This is a genomic window from Salinicola sp. CPA57, from assembly GCF_003206035.1.
GTDB classification, from domain to species: Bacteria; Pseudomonadota; Gammaproteobacteria; order Pseudomonadales; family Halomonadaceae; genus Salinicola; species Salinicola socius.
Genome location: NZ_PZJR01000001.1, coordinates 25,994 through 45,429, shown reverse-complemented (window position 1 = coordinate 45,429; position 19,436 = coordinate 25,994). Strand labels below are relative to the sequence as shown.

The 19,436-nt window shown below is 62.8% G+C and carries 17 protein-coding genes; 12 read left to right on the top strand and 5 right to left on the bottom strand.

Annotation, left to right across the window (positions count from 1 at the left end; translation table 11 throughout):
• Positions 1–22 precede the first annotated feature (22 nt).
• Positions 23–1,306 carry an HlyC/CorC family transporter gene (locus DOM36_RS00165; protein ID WP_075568250.1) on the bottom strand — a complete coding sequence of 428 codons (1,284 nt, stop codon included), beginning with the start codon at positions 1,304–1,306 and terminating at the stop codon, positions 23–25.
• A gap of 103 nt (positions 1,307–1,409) precedes the next feature.
• Positions 1,410–2,213, bottom strand: a complete 804-nt coding sequence (gene ccsA / locus DOM36_RS00160) for a cytochrome c biogenesis protein CcsA (protein ID WP_075568249.1) — start codon at positions 2,211–2,213, stop codon at positions 1,410–1,412.
• A gap of 294 nt (positions 2,214–2,507) precedes the next feature.
• On the opposite strand from ccsA, the gene ffh reads away from it, so the two are divergent.
• The 11 genes from ffh (at position 2,508) to DOM36_RS00105 (ending at position 13,954) form a co-directional block, all read left to right on the top strand.
• Entirely contained in the window at positions 2,508–3,923 is a 1,416-nt protein-coding gene (gene ffh, locus DOM36_RS00155) for a signal recognition particle protein (RefSeq protein WP_110640484.1), read from the top strand.
• 138 nt (positions 3,924–4,061) lie between these two features.
• A complete protein-coding gene (gene rpsP, locus DOM36_RS00150; RefSeq protein ID WP_075568247.1) occupies positions 4,062–4,313 on the top strand; it encodes a 30S ribosomal protein S16 in 252 nt (83 codons plus the stop codon).
• 11 nt (positions 4,314–4,324) lie between these two features.
• Entirely contained in the window at positions 4,325–4,924 is a 600-nt protein-coding gene (rimM, locus tag DOM36_RS00145; protein WP_075568246.1) for a ribosome maturation factor RimM, read from the top strand.
• An 82-nt stretch (positions 4,925–5,006) separates the two neighbouring features.
• A complete protein-coding gene (gene trmD, locus DOM36_RS00140) occupies positions 5,007–5,786 on the top strand; it encodes a tRNA (guanosine(37)-N1)-methyltransferase TrmD (RefSeq protein ID WP_075568415.1) in 780 nt (259 codons plus the stop codon).
• Between the two features lie 149 nt (positions 5,787–5,935).
• Positions 5,936–6,292 (top strand): 50S ribosomal protein L19, encoded by a 357-nt coding sequence (gene rplS, locus DOM36_RS00135; RefSeq protein WP_075568245.1) that lies wholly within the window; start codon positions 5,936–5,938, stop codon positions 6,290–6,292.
• A 154-nt stretch (positions 6,293–6,446) separates the two neighbouring features.
• Positions 6,447–7,334, top strand: coding sequence for a site-specific tyrosine recombinase XerD (xerD, locus tag DOM36_RS00130; protein WP_075568244.1), 888 nt, complete (start codon positions 6,447–6,449; stop codon positions 7,332–7,334).
• Between the two features lie 2 nt (positions 7,335–7,336).
• Positions 7,337–8,086, top strand: coding sequence for a DsbC family protein (locus DOM36_RS00125; protein ID WP_110640482.1), 750 nt, complete (start codon positions 7,337–7,339; stop codon positions 8,084–8,086).
• A gap of 179 nt (positions 8,087–8,265) precedes the next feature.
• Positions 8,266–9,579: a homoserine dehydrogenase gene (locus DOM36_RS00120; RefSeq protein ID WP_110640480.1), complete on the top strand. Its 1,314-nt coding sequence runs from the start codon at positions 8,266–8,268 to the stop codon at positions 9,577–9,579.
• 183 nt (positions 9,580–9,762) lie between these two features.
• On the top strand, positions 9,763–11,151 hold the full coding sequence (thrC, locus tag DOM36_RS00115; RefSeq protein WP_075568241.1) for a threonine synthase: 1,389 nt from the start codon (positions 9,763–9,765) through the stop codon (positions 11,149–11,151).
• 9 nt (positions 11,152–11,160) lie between these two features.
• Positions 11,161–12,969 (top strand): DHH family phosphoesterase, encoded by a 1,809-nt coding sequence (locus DOM36_RS00110; RefSeq protein ID WP_110640478.1) that lies wholly within the window; start codon positions 11,161–11,163, stop codon positions 12,967–12,969.
• 373 nt (positions 12,970–13,342) lie between these two features.
• Entirely contained in the window at positions 13,343–13,954 is a 612-nt protein-coding gene (locus DOM36_RS00105; protein ID WP_075568239.1) for a YitT family protein, read from the top strand.
• A 35-nt stretch (positions 13,955–13,989) separates the two neighbouring features.
• Here the strand turns inward: DOM36_RS00105 and DOM36_RS00100 are convergent, their stop codons facing one another.
• The 3 genes from DOM36_RS00100 to DOM36_RS00090 all read right to left on the bottom strand — a co-directional run bounded on the left by DOM36_RS00100 (position 13,990) and on the right by DOM36_RS00090 (position 17,539).
• Positions 13,990–14,424: a VOC family protein gene (locus DOM36_RS00100; RefSeq protein WP_110640476.1), complete on the bottom strand. Its 435-nt coding sequence runs from the start codon at positions 14,422–14,424 to the stop codon at positions 13,990–13,992.
• A 110-nt stretch (positions 14,425–14,534) separates the two neighbouring features.
• Entirely contained in the window at positions 14,535–17,099 is a 2,565-nt protein-coding gene (locus DOM36_RS00095) for a heavy metal translocating P-type ATPase (RefSeq protein WP_232823675.1), read from the bottom strand.
• Positions 17,096–17,539 carry a MerR family transcriptional regulator gene (locus tag DOM36_RS00090; protein WP_075568237.1) on the bottom strand — a complete coding sequence of 148 codons (444 nt, stop codon included), beginning with the start codon at positions 17,537–17,539 and terminating at the stop codon, positions 17,096–17,098. Before DOM36_RS00090 ends, DOM36_RS00095 begins: the two co-directional genes overlap by 4 nt.
• Positions 17,540–17,851: 312 nt before the next feature.
• Between DOM36_RS00090 and DOM36_RS00085 the strand changes: the two genes are divergently transcribed.
• Complete coding sequence (locus tag DOM36_RS00085) at positions 17,852–19,186, top strand: outer membrane protein transport protein (protein WP_110640474.1); 1,335 nt, start codon at positions 17,852–17,854, stop codon at positions 19,184–19,186.
• Positions 19,187–19,436 lie beyond the last annotated feature (250 nt).

Below are 19,436 nucleotides of genomic sequence, written 5' to 3'. Positions count from 1 at the left end.
GTCGTCTCGAAGACCGGCCGGTCTACTCGCTGCTGCGGCGTCGAACGCCTTGTTGCCAGCAGCGTGCCGAGGTGATCAGGTTATCCCCGATCTCGAGAATCTCCAGCCGATTGGCGCCGATCTGCAGGCAGGCCTGGGCGTCGGGAAAGGACTCCAGCTCCTCGAGAATCAGGCCGTTCAGGGTCTTGGGGCCGTCCGTCGGCAGTTGCCAGCCGAGCGCCTTGTTGACTTCGCGAATGTTGGCCGTGCCTTCGATCACGTAGCTGCCATCGGTCTGCGGGTGAATGTCCCGGTAGGTGCCGGCGACATCGGTGGTGAACTCGCCCACGATCTCTTCCAGAATGTCTTCCAGCGTCGCCAGCCCCTGCACGTCGCCGTACTCGTCGACGACCACGCCGATGCGGCGCTTCTGCTGCTGAAAGTTGAGCAGTTGCGTATGCAGCGGCGTCGACTCCGGAATGAAGTAGGGCTCGCGCGCTTCCTGCACGATCGCCGCCTTCTGCAGATCCGGCTTGGAGAGAAAACGCGAGGCGTTGCGTAGATGCAGGATGCCGATGATGTTGTTGACGTCGCCCTTGAAGATCGGCAGACGGGTGTGCTGACTCTGGCGAATCTGCGCGAGCAGCGTCTCAAGGTCGTCGTCGAGATCGAGGCCAACGATTTCGTGGCGCGGCACCATGATGTCGTTGACGGTGACGTTTTCCAGATCGAGGATCGACAGCAGCATCGCCTGGTGACGGCCGGGAATCAGCGATCCGGCTTCGTGGACCACGCTGCGCAGCTCGTCTCGGGTCAGACTGTCGGCGCCCGCGTTGAGGTGGCGAACGCCGATGAGCCGCAGCAGGTTGTTGGAGATGGCGTTGACCAGCCAGACCAGGGGGTAGAATAGCTTCAGCAACGGCGCCAGGACCAGCGACGCCGGCAGCGCGATCCGATCGGGCTTGATGGCCGCGTAGGTCTTGGGTGTCACTTCACCGAAAATCAGCACCACGATCGTCAGCACCAGCGTCGCGATCGCCGGCCCCGAGACATCGCCGAAGAAATGGATGGCGAGGATGGTGGCGATCGAAGCCGCGAGGTTATTGACCAGATTGTTGCCGATCAGTATCACGCCCAGCAATCGGTCGGGACGCTTGAGTAGTTCGACGACACGCCTGGCCGAGCGAGATCCGGCATTGGCCTGATGATTCAATCGGTAGCGATTGATCGACATCATGCCGGTTTCGGAGCTTGAGAAGAATGCTGACAGGCAGACCAGAATGAACAGCAGGCCCAGCATCAGGCCCAAGGGTATGTCATCGCTCAAGGCGGGGAATTCCTCAGGGGTGGTCAGGTTGTTTTAGGGCGTTAACCGAATCCTGTCAACGCCGCCGATAGCCGCATCCGTCGCGGCTGTCGGCTGACAGGAGTCAGGCGTTGTAGTGAAAAATGTACTCGAGCACGAACTTGGTGCCGAAGAAGGCCAGTACCAGCACGCCGGCGCCGGCCAGCGTCCAGCGTACCGCCTTCTGGCCGCGCCAGCCCAGATAATGGTGTCCCGCCAGCAGTCCGGCAAAGATCAACCACGCCAATAGCGACAGAATGGTCTTGTGGGCCAGGTGCTGGGCGAACAGGTTATCCAGAAACACGAAGCCGCTGATGATAGCGACGGTCAGCAACAGCATGCCGCACCAGATCAGTTCGAACAGCAGCTGTTCCATCCGGGTCAGCGGTGGCAGCACCTGGACGATGCCGCCGGTGTGGCGGCGTTTGAGGGCATGATGCTGAAAACCCAGCAGCGCTGCCTGAACGGCGGCGATGGCGAGAAAGGAGAACGCGGCGATCGAGCTCAGGATATGGAAATAGAGTCCGGGCGAAACGCCGGATTCGATCATTCGGCTGGGCATGCCGACGACGCCGACGATGGTGACGGCGGCCAGCGGAAAGACGCAGACGCCCGCGTTGAGGACCGGTTTGAACAGGCTGGCCAGCAGCAGCAGTGCCACCACCAGCCAGCCGACCAGCGCCGCGCTCTGGGTCAGGCCCAGGTGCAGGCCGTACGGGCCGATGATCGCCACCCCGACGATGAGGGTGTGACAGAGCAGTGCGATCAGCCCGGCGCCGCGCACCCAGTTCGGGCGTTCGGTCACGCGCCGGGCGAGGCTCAGGCTTTGCCATAGCCCGGCGGCGAGATAACAGACAATAGCGACAAGGGCGAAAGGAAGCGCCGGCATCGGTGGTTTGGCCTCGTTAGCGGTTTCTGGTGGCCGCCGTGACGATGAAAAGAGTTCGAGAAGCAGATGTGCTGGATGATAGGCAATCGCGTTTCGCCGCTACTATACCCAATCGCTGCCACCTCGCCCAGCCATGGCTTCCAGCGGCCAAGCACGGCGAAGTAACGGGATGCGACCGGTCGCATGGAGCCAGGCCGCTTCCATGCGTATAATACCGGCCACATTCCTTCTAGCGGCGCCGCGAGCTTGAGTTCGAGCATCGGTGGCGCCAGGCATCGTTGCCCGGAGCGTTCCATGTTCGAAAGTCTCTCCAATCGCCTGTCGCAGACGCTCAAGTCGATTACCGGCCAGGCACGTCTGACCGAAGACAATATCAAGGATACCCTGCGCGAGGTGCGCAAGGCCTTGCTCGAGGCCGACGTTGCCCTGCCGGTGGTCAAGGATTTCGTCGAGCGGGTGCGTGAACGCGCCGTGGGGCAGGAGGTTTCCAAAAGCCTCTCCCCGGGTCAGCAGTTCGTCAAGATCGTCCAGCAGGAGCTGGAAGCGATCATGGGTCAGGCCAACGAGGCGCTGACGCTTCGAGGGTCACCCGCCGTGGTGCTGATGGCCGGTCTGCAGGGCGCGGGCAAGACCACGTCCGTCGCCAAGTTGGCCAAGTATCTGCGCGAGCGGGAAAACAAGAAGGTACTGGTGGTTTCTGCCGACGTCTATCGTCCGGCGGCGATCGATCAGCTCGAGACGCTGGCGAAGGAGGTCGAGGTCGACTTCTTTCCGTCGAACAGTGCCCAGCAGCCGGTGGCGATCGCCGAAGCCGCGATCAAGCACGCCAGGATTCAGTTCCACGACGTGGTGATCGTCGATACCGCCGGGCGGCTGGCGGTGGACGAGGCGATGATGGCGGAAATCCAGGCGCTGAATCAGGCGATTCAGCCGCAGGAGACACTGTTCGTCGTCGATGCCATGACCGGCCAGGACGCTGCCAATACCGCCAAGGCCTTCCATGACGCGTTGCCGCTGACCGGGGTGATCCTGACCAAGGCCGATGGTGATGCGCGCGGTGGTGCTGCGCTCTCGGTACGCCACATTACCGGCAAGCCGATCAAGTTCATGGGGATGGGCGAGAAGGTCGACGCCCTGGAACCTTTCCATCCCGATCGCGTGGCCTCGCGTATTCTCGGCATGGGCGACATGCTGTCGCTGATCGAGGAAGCCGAGCGCAACGTCGACAAGGGCAAGGCCGAGCGACTCGCCAAGAAGGTCAAGAAGGGGCAGGGCTTCGATCTCGAGGATTTTCGCGATCAGCTCCAGCAGCTCAAGAAGATGGGCGGTATGGGCGGGCTGATGTCCAAGATGCCGGGTATGGGGCAAATGGCGGAGATGGCCCAGAACAAGGGCGCCGAGCAGGAGTTCGGCAAGCTCGAGTCGCTGATCAATTCGATGACCCCGCAGGAGCGCCGCAAACCCGAGATCATCAACGGGTCGCGCAAGCGCCGCATCGCCATGGGCGCGGGCTTGCAGGTGCCGGATCTCAATCGTCTGCTCAAGCAGCACAAGCAGATGCAGAAGATGATGAAAAAGGCCGGCCAGAAGGGCGGTATGCAGAAAATGATGCGCGGCATGTCCGGCATGATGGGTGGCGGAGGCCCGGGTGGTCCTGGAGGCCCCGGTGGCATGGGCGGGATGGGCGGCGGCGGTTTCCCCCGACGTTGATTCGTTCGCTGACCGCAACAAAAGGTTCCCAAGGCACGGCCTTTTCCGTAGAATGCTGCGTCTTCGTCTCGGGCAAGTGTTCGAGAAGACTTGATTTCGTGGCGTAACGATTAACTTAACCGAAGGATTATCAACGCAATGGTAACCATTCGTCTGGCACGTGGTGGCGCCAAGAAGCGTCCCTTCTATCACCTGACCGTTAGCGATTCTCGCGTTTCTCGCGATGGCCGCTTCATCGAGCGCGTCGGCTTCTTCAACCCGGTCGCCCGCGGCCAGGAAGAGCGCCTGCGTGTCGATCTGGAACGCGTCACCCACTGGCAGTCCCAGGGTGCACAGGTTTCCGAGCGCGTGGCCGAGCTGGTCAAAGAAGCGCGCAAGGCCCAGGCCTGAGTTCGATCATCATGCCGCAGTCGGCTCACGAAACGCTGCCGGGTGAACCCTTGCCGAATGAATCCGGCAAGGACGAACCGATCCAGCGTGAAGAGACGCAGCACCTGGTGCTGGGGCGTTTGACTAGCCCGCACGGCGTGAAGGGTTGGCTCAAGGTCTACTCCTATACCAGTCCGAGCGAAGGCATCTTCGACTATCCGGTATGGGTGCTTTCGAGGCAGGGGCAGCGCGAGTCGCGGCGTCTGCTCGAGGCGCGGCCGCAAGGCAAAGGTCTGGTGGTCCGACTGGAAGGTATCGATACGCGAGAGCTGGCCGAGCAGTGGGCCGGCGCCGACGTGTTGATGGAAAAGACGGCGCTGCCCGAACTGGATAGCGGCGAGTACTACTGGTATCAGTTGGAAGGCTTGCAGGTCGAGACCCGCGACGGCGTCAAGCTGGGGCGAGTCGATCATCTGTTCGAGACCGGTGCCAACGATGTGCTGGTGATCAAGCCCGCCGAGGGCAGTCTCGATGATCGCGAACGGTTGCTGCCGTTCCTGCCTGACGATGTCATCGTTCAGGTCGATCTGGTCGGGCAATCCATGATCGTCGATTGGGATCCTGCCTTCTGACACTCTGTACGCTGGCGGGTGGATGCCGGTAGCAGAGCTCAGCGAGAGAGCGATCGTCGGCGACGGACAGGAGAAGCGTACCGTGTGGATTGGTGTCGTCTCCCTGTTTCCGGAGATGTTCGAGGCCATTACCCGGCATGGCGTCACCGGTCGCGCCGTGGAGCGTGGACTACTGGAAGTGGCGTTCTGGAATCCCCGGGACTATGCCACGGACAGACATCGTACGGTCGATGATCGACCTTACGGCGGTGGCCCCGGCATGTTGATGAAAGTCGACACCCTGCGTGGAGCCCTGGTCGAAGCGCGGGCCGGCGCGGAAGCCGCCGGGCATCGGCCCAGCGTGATCTATCTCTCGCCCCAGGGACGCAGGCTGGATCAGGCCGGGGCTCGCGAGCTGGCATCGCGGGATGGCCTGATCGTCGTGGCGGGGCGTTACGAAGGTATCGACGAGCGCGTGGTCGAGGCCGATATCGATGAAGAGTGGTCGATCGGCGATTACGTGCTCAGCGGTGGCGAGCTACCGGCCATGGTGTTGATCGATGCACTGGCGCGAGAAGTGCCGGGCGTGTTGGGTCATCAGTCTTCGGCCAGCGAAGACTCGTTTGCCGACGGCCTGCTGGATTGTCCGCACTATACGCGGCCCGAGGTCATCGACGGCCACCGGGTGCCGGACGTCCTGCTCAGCGGCAATCACGAGCTGATTCGTCGCTGGCGACTGAAGCAATCTCTCGGGCGCACCTGGCTCAGGCGTCCGGACCTGTTGCAGAGCCGAACGTTGGATCGTGAACAGCGCAAGCTGCTCGACGAATTCATCGATGAACACGTCGCGAAGGAAGCGGTTTTTCGTGACGGCGGTGCATGAGGCGATCGATCTTCGAATGCGTGAATTTCGAACGGATGAATCGTCGACATGCGTCATCCACGAGTCCGATTCCGCCCCGACCGTCTGTCGGACGGGCGCCGGGATCACGAAATGTCCCCCAGGGATGTTTCTTCAATCAGGAGCAAGACATGAGTAGCAAGAGCAAAGTGATCCAGGCGCTCGAAGACGAGCAGATGGGCAAGGAAATCCCGGCGTTCGCGCCTGGCGATACCATCATCGTCCAGGTCAAGGTCGTGGAAGGTAGCCGTGAACGTCTCCAGGCTTTCGAAGGCGTTGTCATCGGCAAGCGTAACCGCGGTCTGAACTCCGCTTTCACCGTGCGCAAGATCTCTCACGGTGTCGGCGTCGAGCGTACCTTCCAGACTTACAGCCCGCTGGTGGCCGGTATCGAGGTCAAGCGTCGCGGTGACGTGCGTCAGGCCAAGCTCTACTACCTTCGCGAGCGCAGCGGCAAGTCTGCTCGTATCAAGGAAAAGCTGGGCTGATTCAGCGCACGCCGCTGATTCACGCGCTCCCGTTCATCGCTCTGGAGCGTGCCCGGCAGGAGCTACGGAAACCCCGCGAGTCATTCGGCTCGCGGGGTTTCCGCGTTATGATTGGGCTCCTTGTTTCACCCGCCAATTTCCGCTTCGGAGCCGCATGAACGATCACGATCGACGCGATGCCTTTCTCGACGCGCTGTGGCTGGAGCGGGGTGTCAGCGAGCACACGCTGAGCGCCTATCGCCGGGACCTGACGGCGTGGATCGTCTATCTCGAGGCGCAGGACGAGCGTCTGCTGGCGCCCGGCGACGCCACCCTGATCGACTTCGTCGAGACGTGTCGCGAACGCTACCACCCACGTTCCATCGCGCGACAGCTCTCCTGCCTGCGACGGTTCTACCGGTGGGCGTTGGCGGAGAGCCTGATGAGCTACGACCCGCTGGTCGAGATTCAGGCGCCGCGGGTACAGCCGGGTTTGCCGTCGACGCTCGAGGAGCACGATGTCGACCGGCTGCTGATGGCACCGGACGTGGAGACGGCGCTGGGCCTGCGCGACCGGGCCATGCTGGAGGTGCTCTACGCCTGCGGGCTGCGCGTCTCAGAGCTGGTGGGGTTGACGGTGGCCGCGGTCAACCTGCGCCAGGGTGTCGTGCTGATCCGCGGCAAGGGCGACAAGGAGCGGCTCGTGCCGCTGGGCGAAGAGGCGATGGCCTGGGTCGAGCGCTATCTCCGCCAAGGGCGCAGCGAACTGATGCAGGATATCCGCCAGCCGCCGCTGTTTCCTGGGCGCCATGATGGTTTCATGACCCGCCAGACCTTCTGGTATCGACTCAAGCACTATGCCCAGCTCGCCGCCATCGACAAGCCGCTGTCGCCGCATACCCTCCGTCACGCCTTTGCGACGCATTTATTGAATCATGGAGCCAATTTGCGTGTCGTACAGTTGCTGCTCGGTCACAGCGATCTGTCGACCACGCAGATCTACACCCACGTGGCCCAGGCGCGTCTGGAAGCGCTACACGCTCAACACCATCCAAGAGGTTGAACATGAGAAGTCGTCTACTGTTGTCCACTATCGCGCTGTTGGGGACCGTTCTGGCGCCGGCGGTCTTTGCCGCCCCCCCGGCCGATCTCGCCGACAAGCTCAATGCGCATAGCGGACAACCTCTGCCGATAGAGGCCATCGACGATTCGCCGGTGCCGGGGCTTTACGAAGTTCGGCTACGTGGTGGCAATACGCTCTATTCGGATGCCGACGGGAAGTACCTGATCGTCGGGGACCTCTATCAGAATGCCGACGACGGCATGGTCAACCTGACCGAGCAGGCTGCCAACCAGCGGCGCAAGGCGCTGGTCGATGCGATCCCCGAAGCGCAGCGCGTGGTCTACAGACCGGCTGGCGAGGTCAAGGCCAGGCTCACCGTGTTTACCGATCCCACCTGCCCTTACTGCCACAAGTTGCATGAGGAGATGCCCCAGTTGAATGAGTTGGGTATCGAAGTCGACTATCTGGCCTTCCCGCGCATGGGGCCGAATTCGGATGCGGCGAGACAGCTCGCCCAGGTGTGGTGCGCCGACAACCGTTCCGAAGCGATGAGCGCGGCCTTCCGCGGTGACAGCGTGGAGGCGTCCGGCAGCTGCAAGGCACCCATCGACTCGCAGTATCGGCTGGGGGTCGAATCGGGCATTCAGGGCACGCCCGCGATCATCTTCCCCGATGGCAAGATGGTGCCGGGCTATCTGCCGGCGAAGCGCCTGGCGACGATGCTCGGCATCGATGCGGACGGCGATAGCTGATCGCCGGCGCGAAACCCCTCGAGTCAGCTTGACAAGGGGGGCTGGGCTTTCTACCGTGACCGCCCTTCAGGGCACTTTGTGCGTCAATATCGGTACTGCAAAGAGTCTGGTGCCGTGACCGCGGTTACCGCTCCGGAGGGTGATGCGAAGAGTACATATCAGTAGGGGAGAGCGACATCTTGGATCCGGTGAGAGTGGGTATCTGCGGACTGGGCACCGTAGGCGGTGGCACCTTTGACGTTCTGACGCGCAATGCCGACGAGATTGCCCGTCGTGCGGGACGTCCCATCGTCATCGAACAGGTCGGTGCCCGTCGTGACAACCCCGATTGCGACACCACCGGGGTCAAGGTGACACGCGACATTTTCGAAGTCGCGCGCAATCCTGATATCGATGTACTGGTCGAGCTGATCGGTGGCTACGACGTCGCCCGCGAGCTGGTCATGACGGCGATCGAAAACGGCAAGCACGTGGTCACCGCCAACAAGGCGCTGATCGCCGTTCATGGCAACGAAATTTTCCATGCCGCCCACAAAAAGGGTGTCATCGTCGCTTTCGAAGCTGCCGTCGCTGGCGGTATACCGGTGATCAAATCGCTGCGGGAAGGCCTGGGCGGCAACCGCATTCAGTGGCTGGCTGGCATCATCAACGGCACCGGCAACTACATCCTCACCCACATGCGTGACGAAGGGCGGGCTTTCGACGACGTACTCGCCGAAGCGCAGGCGCTAGGATATGCCGAGGCCGACCCGACCTTCGATGTCGAGGGCATCGACGCCGCCCACAAGCTGACGATTCTGGCATCCATCGCCTACGGCGTTCCGCTGCAGTTCGATCGTGCCTATACCGAGGGCATCGCGCGGATTACCGCCGAAGACGTCGAACAGGCCGACAACCTGGGCTATACCATCAAGCATCTCGGCATTACCCGGCGCGGCGACAATGGTATCGAACTGCGAGTCCATCCGACCCTGATTCCCAAAGAGCGGCTGCTGGCCAATGTGCACGGCGTCAAGAACGCCATCGCCGTGATGGGTGATGCGGTTGGTCCGACGCTCTACTACGGTGCGGGCGCCGGGGCGGAACCCACGGCATCGGCCGTGGTTGCCGATTTGCTGGACGTCGCGCGGAACATTGCCACCGCGCATCGCTATCGCGTGCCATACCTCGCTTTCAGTGGCATCAACGATGAAGCCAACGCGCTGCCAATTCTGCCGATGGAAGAGATCGTCACGGCATACTACCTGCGACTGCTGGCCGTGGATCGCCCTGGCGTGCTGGCTCGAGTGGCGACGATTCTCGCCGAGCAGAGCATCTCGATCGAGGCCATCATTCAGAAAGAAGCGACCGAAGGTGAGCTGGTACCGATCATTCTGCTGACCCATCGCACTCGCGAACAGCATATGAACGATGCGATTCGACAGCTGGAATCGCTGGCTGACATCGCCGGGCCGGTCACGCGGATTCGGGTCGAGTCGCTGGACGAGCAGTAACAAACCGAGAGGGAAGAGGCCAGTCGCACCAGAGAAGTGCGAGGAACCGGGCAATATCCTGCTCCTGGGCTCCTGGGCTCCTGGGCTCCTGGGCTCCTGGGTTCTCTGGCTCTTCCTGGCGCAACGCGCCGCCATTCTGTCTTCAAGCGGCGCCGCCGCGTTCTTTCGGGTGAGGAATTGACGATGCGTTACATCAGTACGCGCGGCCAGGCGCCAGCGCTGAGTTTCGAGGAGGTCGTGCTGACTGGCATGGCGGTCGACGGTGGCCTTTACGTGCCGGAGACGGTGCCGCAGCTGTCGCACGAGGAGCTGGCCGCGATGGCCGGGCTCTCCTACGCCGAGATCGCCTTTCGGGTGATGAAGCCGTTCGTCGGCGGCGAGATCGACGACGACACCTTCCGCGGGCTGGTACGCGATGCCTACGCGACCTTCAGCCACGATGCCGTGGTGCCGCTCAATCAGCTCGATGCCAACCACTTCCTGCTCGAGCTGTTTCATGGCCCGACGCTGGCGTTCAAGGACGTCGCGCTGCAGCTGCTGGGGCGCATCCTCGATCACTTCCTGGCCAAGCGTGGCGAGCGGGCGGTGATCATGGGCGCCACCTCCGGCGATACCGGCTCTGCCGCCATCGAGGGCTGTCGTCACTGCGATCATCTCGACATCTTCATCCTGCATCCGCACAACCGCGTCTCCGAAGTACAGCGACGCCAGATGACCTCGGTGCTGGCCGACAACGTCTTCAACATCGCCATCGAGGGCAACTTCGATGATGCCCAGGCGATGGTCAAGGCGAGCTTCGCCGACCAGGCGTTCCTGAACGGCGCTCGACTCGTGGCGGTGAACTCGATCAACTGGGCCCGCATCATGGCCCAGATCGTCTACTACGTTGCCGCTGGCGTGGCGCTGGGTGCCCCGCATCGTGAAGTGAGCTTCTGCGTGCCGTCGGCCAATTTCGGCAACCTCTTCGCCGGCTACATGGCTTACAAGATGGGGCTACCGGTCAAACAGTTCATCATCGCCACCAACGCCAACGATATTCTGCACCGCACGCTGGCCGACAACGATTTTTCGAAGCGCGAGCTGGCAGCGACGCTGGCGCCGTCAATGGATATCGTGGTGTCGTCGAACTTCGAGCGCCTGCTGTTCGATGCCTACGACCGGGACGGCAATGCCGTGCGCGAACTGCTCGAGCGTTTCCAGCAGGAGCCGGCCGTGCTGGCCGAAGCCCCGCTCGCCAAGCTGCGCGAGAAATTCTCCAGTTTCAGCGTCGATGACGACACCATCCTCGAAACTATTCGTGATGCCCATCATCGCACCAAGGCGCTGCTCGATCCGCATACCGCCACCGGTTACCGGGCGGCAGAGCGCGCCCGCGCCGATGCGGTGACGCCGATGATTACCCTGGCGACGGCGCATCCGGCCAAGTTTGCCGAAGCCGTGGTGAGGGCGGGTTTCTCCGGCGTGCCGCTACCGCCGCACATGGACGATCTGCTCGAGCGCGAAGAGCGCTATACGGTGCTGCCGGCCGAGCTGAAAGCGGTACAGAGCTTCATCGCCGATAACCGACGCTGAGCGCGACGCATGCCTGAGGCCATTGCCATTCCGGATTCTGCCCGGTGTCGAATCCAATCGCGGCCGAGAGACGAGAGTGTCTATCGGCGCGGGCTGGACGGCGGGCTTAGCGAGCTCCAGTCGCGCATTCTCGCCGGTCGGCTGCACGGGTACGACGGGCCGCTGGAGGCACTGACCGCACCGGCGCTGCGCTATCTCAGCCATCCCGAGCAGCTTTGCGACGCCCGCCGGGGTGCCGAGCGCATCGCGCGTGCCGTCAGCGATGGCGAGCACATCGGCATCCTCACCGATTACGACGTCGACGGCATCACCTCGCATGTGGTGATGCTGCGCTCGATGACCGAGCTGTTCGGCGTGCCGGCCCAGAAGCTGCATAGCCTGATCGGTCATCGCATCAACGACGGTTACGGCATCAGCCTGCCGCTGGTCGAGCGGACGCTGGCACTGAAGCCACGTCCCAGCCTGGTGATTACCGCCGATTGCGGCTCTTCCGACGAGCCGCGTATCGCCCGTCTGCGCGAAGCGGGGATCGATGTGGTCGTCACCGATCACCACGCCTTGCCCATCGAAGGCCCGCCGGCTTCCGCCTACGCCACGATCAATCCCACTCGTCCGGACTGCGGCTATCCCGACAAGACCATCGCGGGCTGCATGGTGGCGTGGCTGACGATGTCGCTGACCCGCTCGGTGTTGATCGAGCAGGGCGTGCTGTCGGCCTCTACCCCCAAGCTCTCGCCCTGGCTCTCCTACGTCGCGCTGGGTACGGTGGCCGATTGCGTGTCGCTGGGGGCGAGTGCCGCCAACCGCGCCGTGGTGACCTGCGGATTGCGACTGATCAACCGGATGGAAGCGGCCTGCTGGCGCGTGATGGCGGAGCGCCTGGGTGCCGACAGCGTGCCGTTCAACGCCGAAACGCTCGCCTTTCAGATGGGGCCGCGCATCAACGCCCGTTCGCGCCTGGATGACCCCTACGCGGCCCTGCACTACATGTTGGCAGCAGAGGATGGCATCGCCCGCCAGCATCTTCAGATACTTGACGACGACAATCAGGCCCGCAAGGCGCTCGAGGCCGATATGGTCGAAAGCGCCCGTGCGCTGGCCAAACCGCAGCTGGCGGACGATCTGCCGGCGCTGGTGATCCACCTGCCGGAAGGACACGCCGGGGTGCAGGGCATCGTCGCTTCGCGCCTGGTCCAGTCCTACGGTCGCCCGACGCTGGTGCTGACGCCGGCCACCGCGCCGGACATGCTGACCGGTTCCGGACGTTCGATCGAGGCGCTGCATCTGCGTGATGCGCTGCAGCGCACCCACGATCTCGCACCCTCGAGCCTGCCGCGTTTCGGTGGCCACCACGGGGCGGCCGGTGTCGGTGTCCCGCTGGCCGAGCTGGGTACGTTCCGCCACGCCTTTCTGCAGGCCGTGCGGGAACAGCTGGGCGAACGTGAGCTGTTCCCGGTGGTCTGGACCGACGGCAGCCTGAACGCGTCGCAGCTGACCCTGGCAACGCTGGACGAACTCGAGGTGTTGGCGCCCTACGGCCGTGAATTCGATGCGCCGCTGTTCGAGGCCGAGTTCCTGGTCGAGCAGCTGCGTCCGGTGGGCGCCGAGGGCAATCACCTGATGCTCGAACTCTCCTGCGAGGCAGTCGTCAGTCGGGCCATCTGGTTCCGCGCGCTCAACCCCGGCGAAGCCGCCCCGATTTCGCTGGGCGATCGAGTGCGCTGTGCGTTCAAGCTCTCCCGCAATCGCTGGAAGGGGCGTGAGTCGCTGCAGCTGATGGTCGAGCACGCCGAGCGCCTTCAGGACAACACTGACTAGATGGCTGCGCGAACTCGGCGTCCCCGATGAATCACTGCGTTGTGCGGTGCCGGGGCGCCGGGCCGATCGGAACCCTCACCGATACCCCATAGGCTCCGGTTGACTTGAAACCTGCGATTTCTCGCCCCTTCGGAGCCGTCCTTCGGACGTTCTTTCCGCTTCGCTTCAAGTCTTTGCTCCGCACGCCTTGTGCTTGACTCTGCTCGCCGATTGATTCGGCATGTCCTCGGCTCATCGGGGTTCAAGAGATTTTCGCTGACTTGTTGCCGTCTGCTTTATAGACTTGCCGTTATAATCCCCCCGGATGCGCCACAAGCGCCGCCTTTGAATTCGGCTGCCTATCCGGCAGTGACAAGACAACAGGGATTGCCTGATGGAAGCGACGCAACGTCACCGTTCCTACGAGGATGCGCTGGCTATTTTACTGGGATCGTCCTGCGCGGCGCTGGGATTGGCGCTCTATCACCATGCCGAGATTCTGATCGGCAGCACAGCGGGCATGGCGTTACTGGTGACCTATATCACCGGTTGGAGTTTCGGGCCCGTCTTCTTCGTCATCAACCTGCCGTTCTACTGGCTCGCCTGGCGGCGCATCGGCCATCACTTCACTTTCAAGACGTTCGGCGCGGTGGCACTGCTTTCGTGGATATCCTGGATGCTGCCGAGCTGGCTGGAGATCGGCGAGGTCGACCCGCTGTTCGCGGCGCTGGCCGGGGGCAGCCTGATCGGTCTGGGCGTGCTGTTTCTGTTCCGCCATCGTGGCAGTCTCGGCGGCTTCAACATCCTGGTGGTCTATCTGCAGGATCGTTATGGCTGGCCGGCAGGCAAGGTGCAGATGGGGCTGGATGGCCTGATCATGTTGGCCGCGTTTTTCGTGCTGCCGGTGACCAACGTGCTTTATTCGATCGTCGGCACCGTGGTGCTGGGTGCGATTCTGACCATCAATCACCGCCCGGGACTCTACGCCGGCATCAGCCAGAGCTGAAGAACGCGCCGGAAAACGTCCGCCAGCGCCGCGATTCAATAGTTGGGCCACAGGCCCGGGGTGACCAGTTCGAGCAGGTGGCCGTCCGGGTCTCGAAAATAGAGGCTCACGCTGCCTTTCGGCCAGCGGGTTCGACCTTCGATCTCGATCCCTTGGTCGGCGAGGTGCGCCTCCCAGGCTGAGAGACTCGCCGTGGGAATCGCCAGCGCCAGGTGCTGACGGCCCTCGCCGTCGTGGGGCGGAATCGTACCCATGTCACCCGGCAGGAATATCGTCTCGTCGGTCTGACCCCGCTGAAACACCAGCAGCATGGTGTTGCCGGTGGGATAGGCGGTGAAGCGCTCGTCTTCGAGATGAGGCTCGAGCCCTAGCACGCGCATGAAGAAGTCCCGCGCCCGCTGCATGTCGGCCGTGTAAAGAACGCTCTCGATGACGCTGCCCAGCGGTGGTGCCTGGCGTGGTGAAGTCATCGCTATCTCCTTGCTGGTTTCGGCCTTGGCTGGCTGCGATCAGCCGCGCAGCCAGAACCACCAGACGATGAACACGATCACGGCGATGCCCAGGGTGTTGAGCAGGAGTGTCATGCCGTTGCTTCCTCTGCTTGGATCTCGGGTTTCGAATGGCGACCGCGATCGGGCCGAAACAGGCGCAGTCGGTTGGCGTTGCTGACCACCGTGACCGAAGAGAGCGACATCGCCAGCGCCGCGATCATCGGCGACAGCAGCATCCCGGTGAACGGGTAGAGTATACCGGCGGCAATCGGGATGCCCAACGCGTTGTAGCCGAACGCGCCCCACAGATTCTGCTTGATGTTGGCAAGCGTGGCGCGGCTGATGGCGATGGCGTCGCCGACGCCATGCAGCGAGTTGCGCATCAGCGTGATGCCGGCACTTTCGATGGCGATGTCGGTGCCTTGACCGATGGCGAAGCCGACGTCCGCCTGGGCCAGTGCCGGGGCGTCGTTGATGCCGTCGCCGACCATGCCGACACGTTCGCCGCGTCGCTGCAGCTCGGCGATGGCCTGCTGCTTGTCGCCAGGCATCAGTTCGGCACGAACCTCGTCGATGCCCGCCTCTTTTGCGATGGCTTCGGCGGCAGCACGATTGTCACCGCTCAGCATCACCACTTTCAGGCCCTCCGCCTGTAACCGCGAAATCGCCGCGCGACTATCCGGGCGCAGTGCATCGCGAATCCCGAAAAGGGCTGCCAGCTCACCGCCGATGGCGAGATAGATCACGCTGGTCGCCTGCGCCTGCCACTCTCCGGCAGCGGACGCGGCGGGAGCGATATCGATGTCGTGCTCGTTCATCAGCGCGGCGTTACCCAGAAACACCTGGCTTCCGTCATTTAGCGTAGCGCTGACGCCACGGCCGGTCAGGCTCTGGAAGTCGTGAATCGACAGAGTATCCCCGGTATCGCCGACATGGGTCATAAACGCATCGGCCAGCGGGTGCTCCGAACCGCGCTCCACGGCCGCTACCACCGCGTTGACACGCGCTTCGTGCTGCCAGTAGCGGCTATCGGTGACGCGCGGCTTGCCCTCGGTCAGGGTGCCGGTCTTGTCGACCACCAGCGTGGTCAAGTGGCTGGCGGTCTGCAGCGCTTCGCCGTCGCGAATTAGAATGCCGTATTCGGCGGCCTTGCCGATGCCGATCATGGTCGAGATCGGTGTCGCCAGACCCAGCGCACAGGGGCAGGCGATGATCAGCACGGTAGTTGCCGCCACCAGCATGTGCACGAGTTGCGGTGCGGGGCCGAAGTTGAGCCAGACCAGCGCCGTGACGACGGCGGCGATCATCACGCTGGGCACGAAGATCGCCGACACCCGGTCTGCCAGCGCGCCGATCGGCGGCCGCGACTCCTGGGCGCGGGAGACCTGATCGACGATACGCCCCAACCGGGTGTCGTCGCCGATATGGCTCGTTCGATAGATAAGGCTGCCTTTGCCATTGACCGTGCCGGCGCTGACACGATCTCCCGGCGTCTTGCGTATCGGCTCCGGCTCGCCGGTGAGCATCGACTCGTCGATGAAGCTTTCGCCTTCCTCGACGTCGCCATCGACCGGTAGACGCTCGCCGGGCCGCACGCGAATTCGATCGTCCACCTGAACCTGCTCGATCTCGATATCGCGCTCTTGTCCATCACGGATCACCCGGGCCGTCTTGCTCTGCAGATCGAGCAGTCGAGACAGCGCCTGACTGGTGCGGCCTCGGGCCCTCAGCTCCAGTGTCTGACCGATGCCGATCAGACCGATGATCATCAGTGACGCTTCAAAATAGAGATGGCGGGAACCCTCGGGAATGGCCGTGGGTACCAGCAGCACGGCTATCGAATAGAGCCATGCGGCGGCGCTGCCCAGGGCAATTAGCGTGTCCATGTTGGCCTGATGATGACGAAACGCTTTCCAGGCGCCGTCGAAAAAACGTCGGCCCGCGGTCGCCAGCACGCCCAGGGTGGCAAGGCCCAGCAGCAGCCAGATCCCACGTTCGCCGCCTTCGAGCTGTGGGGTATGCACGAACATGGCCAACATCATCGGCACCCCCAGCGCCAGGCTGATGGCGGATTCGATGGCATGGCGGCGAGCCAGGCGGGAAGCGTTCTGCTGGCGCTTGGCGGAGGCCTCGCGCAGATCCTCGATTGGCGAGGCACCATAGCCGGCGCTCTCGACCGCCGCGATCAGCTCGGCGGTGCCTGCCTGGCCGCTGACCTGAGCCGTCTCGCTGGCGAAGTTGACCTGGGCATGCTGCACGCCAGGCGTGTTCGACAGCGCTTTCTGCACTGCGTTGACGCAGCCGGCGCAGGTCATGCCGCTGATCGACAGGCGTTGCAACTGGCCGATCTCTGAGGTCGATCCCGTCTCGTCGGATTCGCTCCCATCGGCGCTGGACTCGACTGCGGCCTCGACCGGAGCCGTGTCTGGTGTCCCGGCGTCTTCCTCGCGCGCCCCCTCGACCGGGGGATAACCGGCTTCGGTCAGCAGTTGGGCGAGCCGATCCTGTGACAGCGTGCTGATGACGTGAAGGCGATGCCGATCCGGTTCGCCGGTGACTTCGGCCTGATCATCCGCGGCTTGAATGGCCACGCGCATCCGTTTGACGCAGCCCTGGCAGTGCATGGCATCGACGCGATACTGGTAGCGGTTCATGAGCTCTTCCTTGCCGGTGCGCAACAGGCATCGGCGTTGTCGGGCGTCTGCTCGATCAGGCGGCAGATGCTATGGCCGTCGGGCGTGCCGTCCGGCAGTCGCGACCATTCGTTCATGGCACGCTCCATCCGATCCGCCAGCGCCTGAAGTTCGCGGATCCGGGCGTGAATCTGCGGCAGACGCGCGGCCAGCAGGTCGCGGACCAGCGGACAGGGAGAGTCCCCCTGATCGGCCTGCTCGAGAATGTCGGCGATCTCCTTGAGGCTGAAGCCCAGCGTCCTGGCTCGCTGAATGAAACGCAGCCGTTCGAGATCTCGCTGATCGAACAGCTGATAGCCATTGTCCGGGTCGCGGCTGGGCTTCAGCAGCGCCTGACGCGTGTAGTGACGCACCGTCTCGGCGGTGACACCGGCGGTTCGGGCCAGTTCGGTTACCTTCATCTCTCGTCCTCGCTGATCCACTGATAACGTCAGTCTAAAACCCAGGTGTAGCCCAATGGTCAAGCAGCCTCGTCATCGGTTGCCCCTGGCCTGACCGGGATATAGCGGTTGGTCTTACGACTAAAGAAATCTCTAAAAAGCGATTAAAACGACCGTTTGCGCATTGACGCTCAACCCCCGTTCCGTCAAAACGGATAGCGAAAAGTCGAGCTTTTTCATCTCGGGAAATGGCTCAGAGAAAAACGGAATCACCGACCGCATTAAAGGCAAACAAGCCGCCGCGGCGGCTTCCTGGGTCCAGGGGAACCAATCATGATTATTCGTTATCACCGTCTGACATTGGCCATCGCCTTAGCGAGCGTCGCGACATCGGGACAGGTTTTCGCCGGGTCGTTCCAGTTGCAGGAGCAGAGCGTCAGCGGTCAGGGCACCTCCTGGGCCGGGCGAGCTTCCAACGTACAGGATGCTTCCATCGTCTACGGTAACCCTGCGGGGATGTCCTTCCTCGATCGTGCCCAGATCACGGCCGGTGCCAACCTCATCGATGCCAGTGCCGACATCGACGAGGCCAGCGGCACTCAGCCGGCGGTAACCGGTGTCGGTCCGGGCGGGCCCGTGATCGGCGCCGTGCCCTCCAGCGGGAGTAACGACGGCGACATGATCCCGCACAAGGCGATCCCGTTCGGTTACTACGTCCAGCCGATCAACGACCGCTGGACCTTCGGCCTCGGCGCCTACGTGCCTTTCGGCCTGGTCACCGATTACGACAACGATTTTCAGGGTCGCTATTTCGGCAACTACAGTGAAGTCGAAGTCATCACCGTTCAGCCAACGCTCGCCTATCGCTTCAGCGATCAATTCGCGATCGGGGTCGGCGTGACCTGGAACCATATCAACGGCGAACTCGAGAGCAAGACGCCCAATCCGCTGCCAACAGCACTTGGCGGCACCGGTGACGGCACCGTCAACATGGAGGCTGACGACGACGCCTGGGGCTACAATATCGGCATGATCTATCGCCCGGTCGAGTCGACGACACTCGGTCTGACCTACCACTCGAAGGTCGATTTCGATCTCGATGGTGATGTCGACTACGACAATATCTTCAATAGCGCCAATCCGCTGGCCGGGCCCATCAACACCAGTGCCGATGCGGGTCTGGCGATCACGCTGCCGGAGACCATCGATCTCTCACTGACCCACGAGCTCGACGAGCGTTGGACGCTGATGGCCGGCGCGAGTTACATCCGCTGGAGTCGTTTCGACGAAATCAAGGTGAATGTCGGGCCCGGCGCGCCAACCGGCGACATCGTGGAAGAGCAGGATTACGACGATGTCTGGCAGTATCGCGCGGGTCTTTCCTATCGCGTCAATCCGCAGTGGCTGCTCCGTACCGGCATCGGCTACGACGAATCGCCGATCAACGACGAGCATCGTAGTCCGCGTGTGCCATCCGCAGACCGGACGCTGGTCTCGATCGGTGCCGGCTGGACGCCGATCGACGACCTGACCATCGACGCGGCCTACAGCTATATCTGGGAAGATCGAGCGGATGTCGATCTGCAGGACGCCAACGGCACTTCCTACCGCGCCGAGTACGACAATACCCTCAATCTGTTCGGACTACAGGCGACCTACCGCTTCTGATGCCACGCCAGTCGCGGCAACCCTATGACCCCGGCCCAGGCCGGGGTTTTTGCGTCATGGGGCGCGTCGGGACGATCCCTCTACCCGAGTCACGGAGATGCATAAATAACGTTGGACGTTTCATTTCCTTTACATAATAAAAAAATATGTCACGTAGCAGCGCTCTCAGAAGAATAGAGAGACGGGATACTGATTCAGGCCGAGACCTGTTCGTCTCTCTTGTCTTGACCGACTCCTTAATATCTTCATG

Bases quoted from the DNA above. Each gene is read 5' to 3' on its own strand.
- DOM36_RS00110 (WP_110640478.1), top strand. From the start codon at position 11,161: ATGCCTGAGGCCATTGCCATTCCGGATTCTGCCCGGTGTCGAATCCAA.
- rimM (WP_075568246.1), top strand. From the start codon at position 4,325: ATGCCGCAGTCGGCTCACGAAACGCTGCCGGGTGAACCCTTGCCGAAT.
- DOM36_RS00085 (WP_110640474.1), top strand. From the start codon at position 17,852: ATGATTATTCGTTATCACCGTCTGACATTGGCCATCGCCTTAGCGAGC.
- DOM36_RS00125 (WP_110640482.1), top strand. From the start codon at position 7,337: ATGAGAAGTCGTCTACTGTTGTCCACTATCGCGCTGTTGGGGACCGTT.
- DOM36_RS00095 (WP_232823675.1), bottom strand. From the start codon at position 17,099: ATGAACCGCTACCAGTATCGCGTCGATGCCATGCACTGCCAGGGCTGC.
- DOM36_RS00090 (WP_075568237.1), bottom strand. From the start codon at position 17,539: ATGAAGGTAACCGAACTGGCCCGAACCGCCGGTGTCACCGCCGAGACG.
- ccsA (WP_075568249.1), bottom strand. From the start codon at position 2,213: ATGCCGGCGCTTCCTTTCGCCCTTGTCGCTATTGTCTGTTATCTCGCC.
- xerD (WP_075568244.1), top strand. From the start codon at position 6,447: ATGAACGATCACGATCGACGCGATGCCTTTCTCGACGCGCTGTGGCTG.
- rpsP (WP_075568247.1), top strand. From the start codon at position 4,062: ATGGTAACCATTCGTCTGGCACGTGGTGGCGCCAAGAAGCGTCCCTTC.
- DOM36_RS00100 (WP_110640476.1), bottom strand. From the start codon at position 14,424: ATGACTTCACCACGCCAGGCACCACCGCTGGGCAGCGTCATCGAGAGC.
- thrC (WP_075568241.1), top strand. From the start codon at position 9,763: ATGCGTTACATCAGTACGCGCGGCCAGGCGCCAGCGCTGAGTTTCGAG.
- rplS (WP_075568245.1), top strand. From the start codon at position 5,936: ATGAGTAGCAAGAGCAAAGTGATCCAGGCGCTCGAAGACGAGCAGATG.
- DOM36_RS00105 (WP_075568239.1), top strand. From the start codon at position 13,343: ATGGAAGCGACGCAACGTCACCGTTCCTACGAGGATGCGCTGGCTATT.
- ffh (WP_110640484.1), top strand. From the start codon at position 2,508: ATGTTCGAAAGTCTCTCCAATCGCCTGTCGCAGACGCTCAAGTCGATT.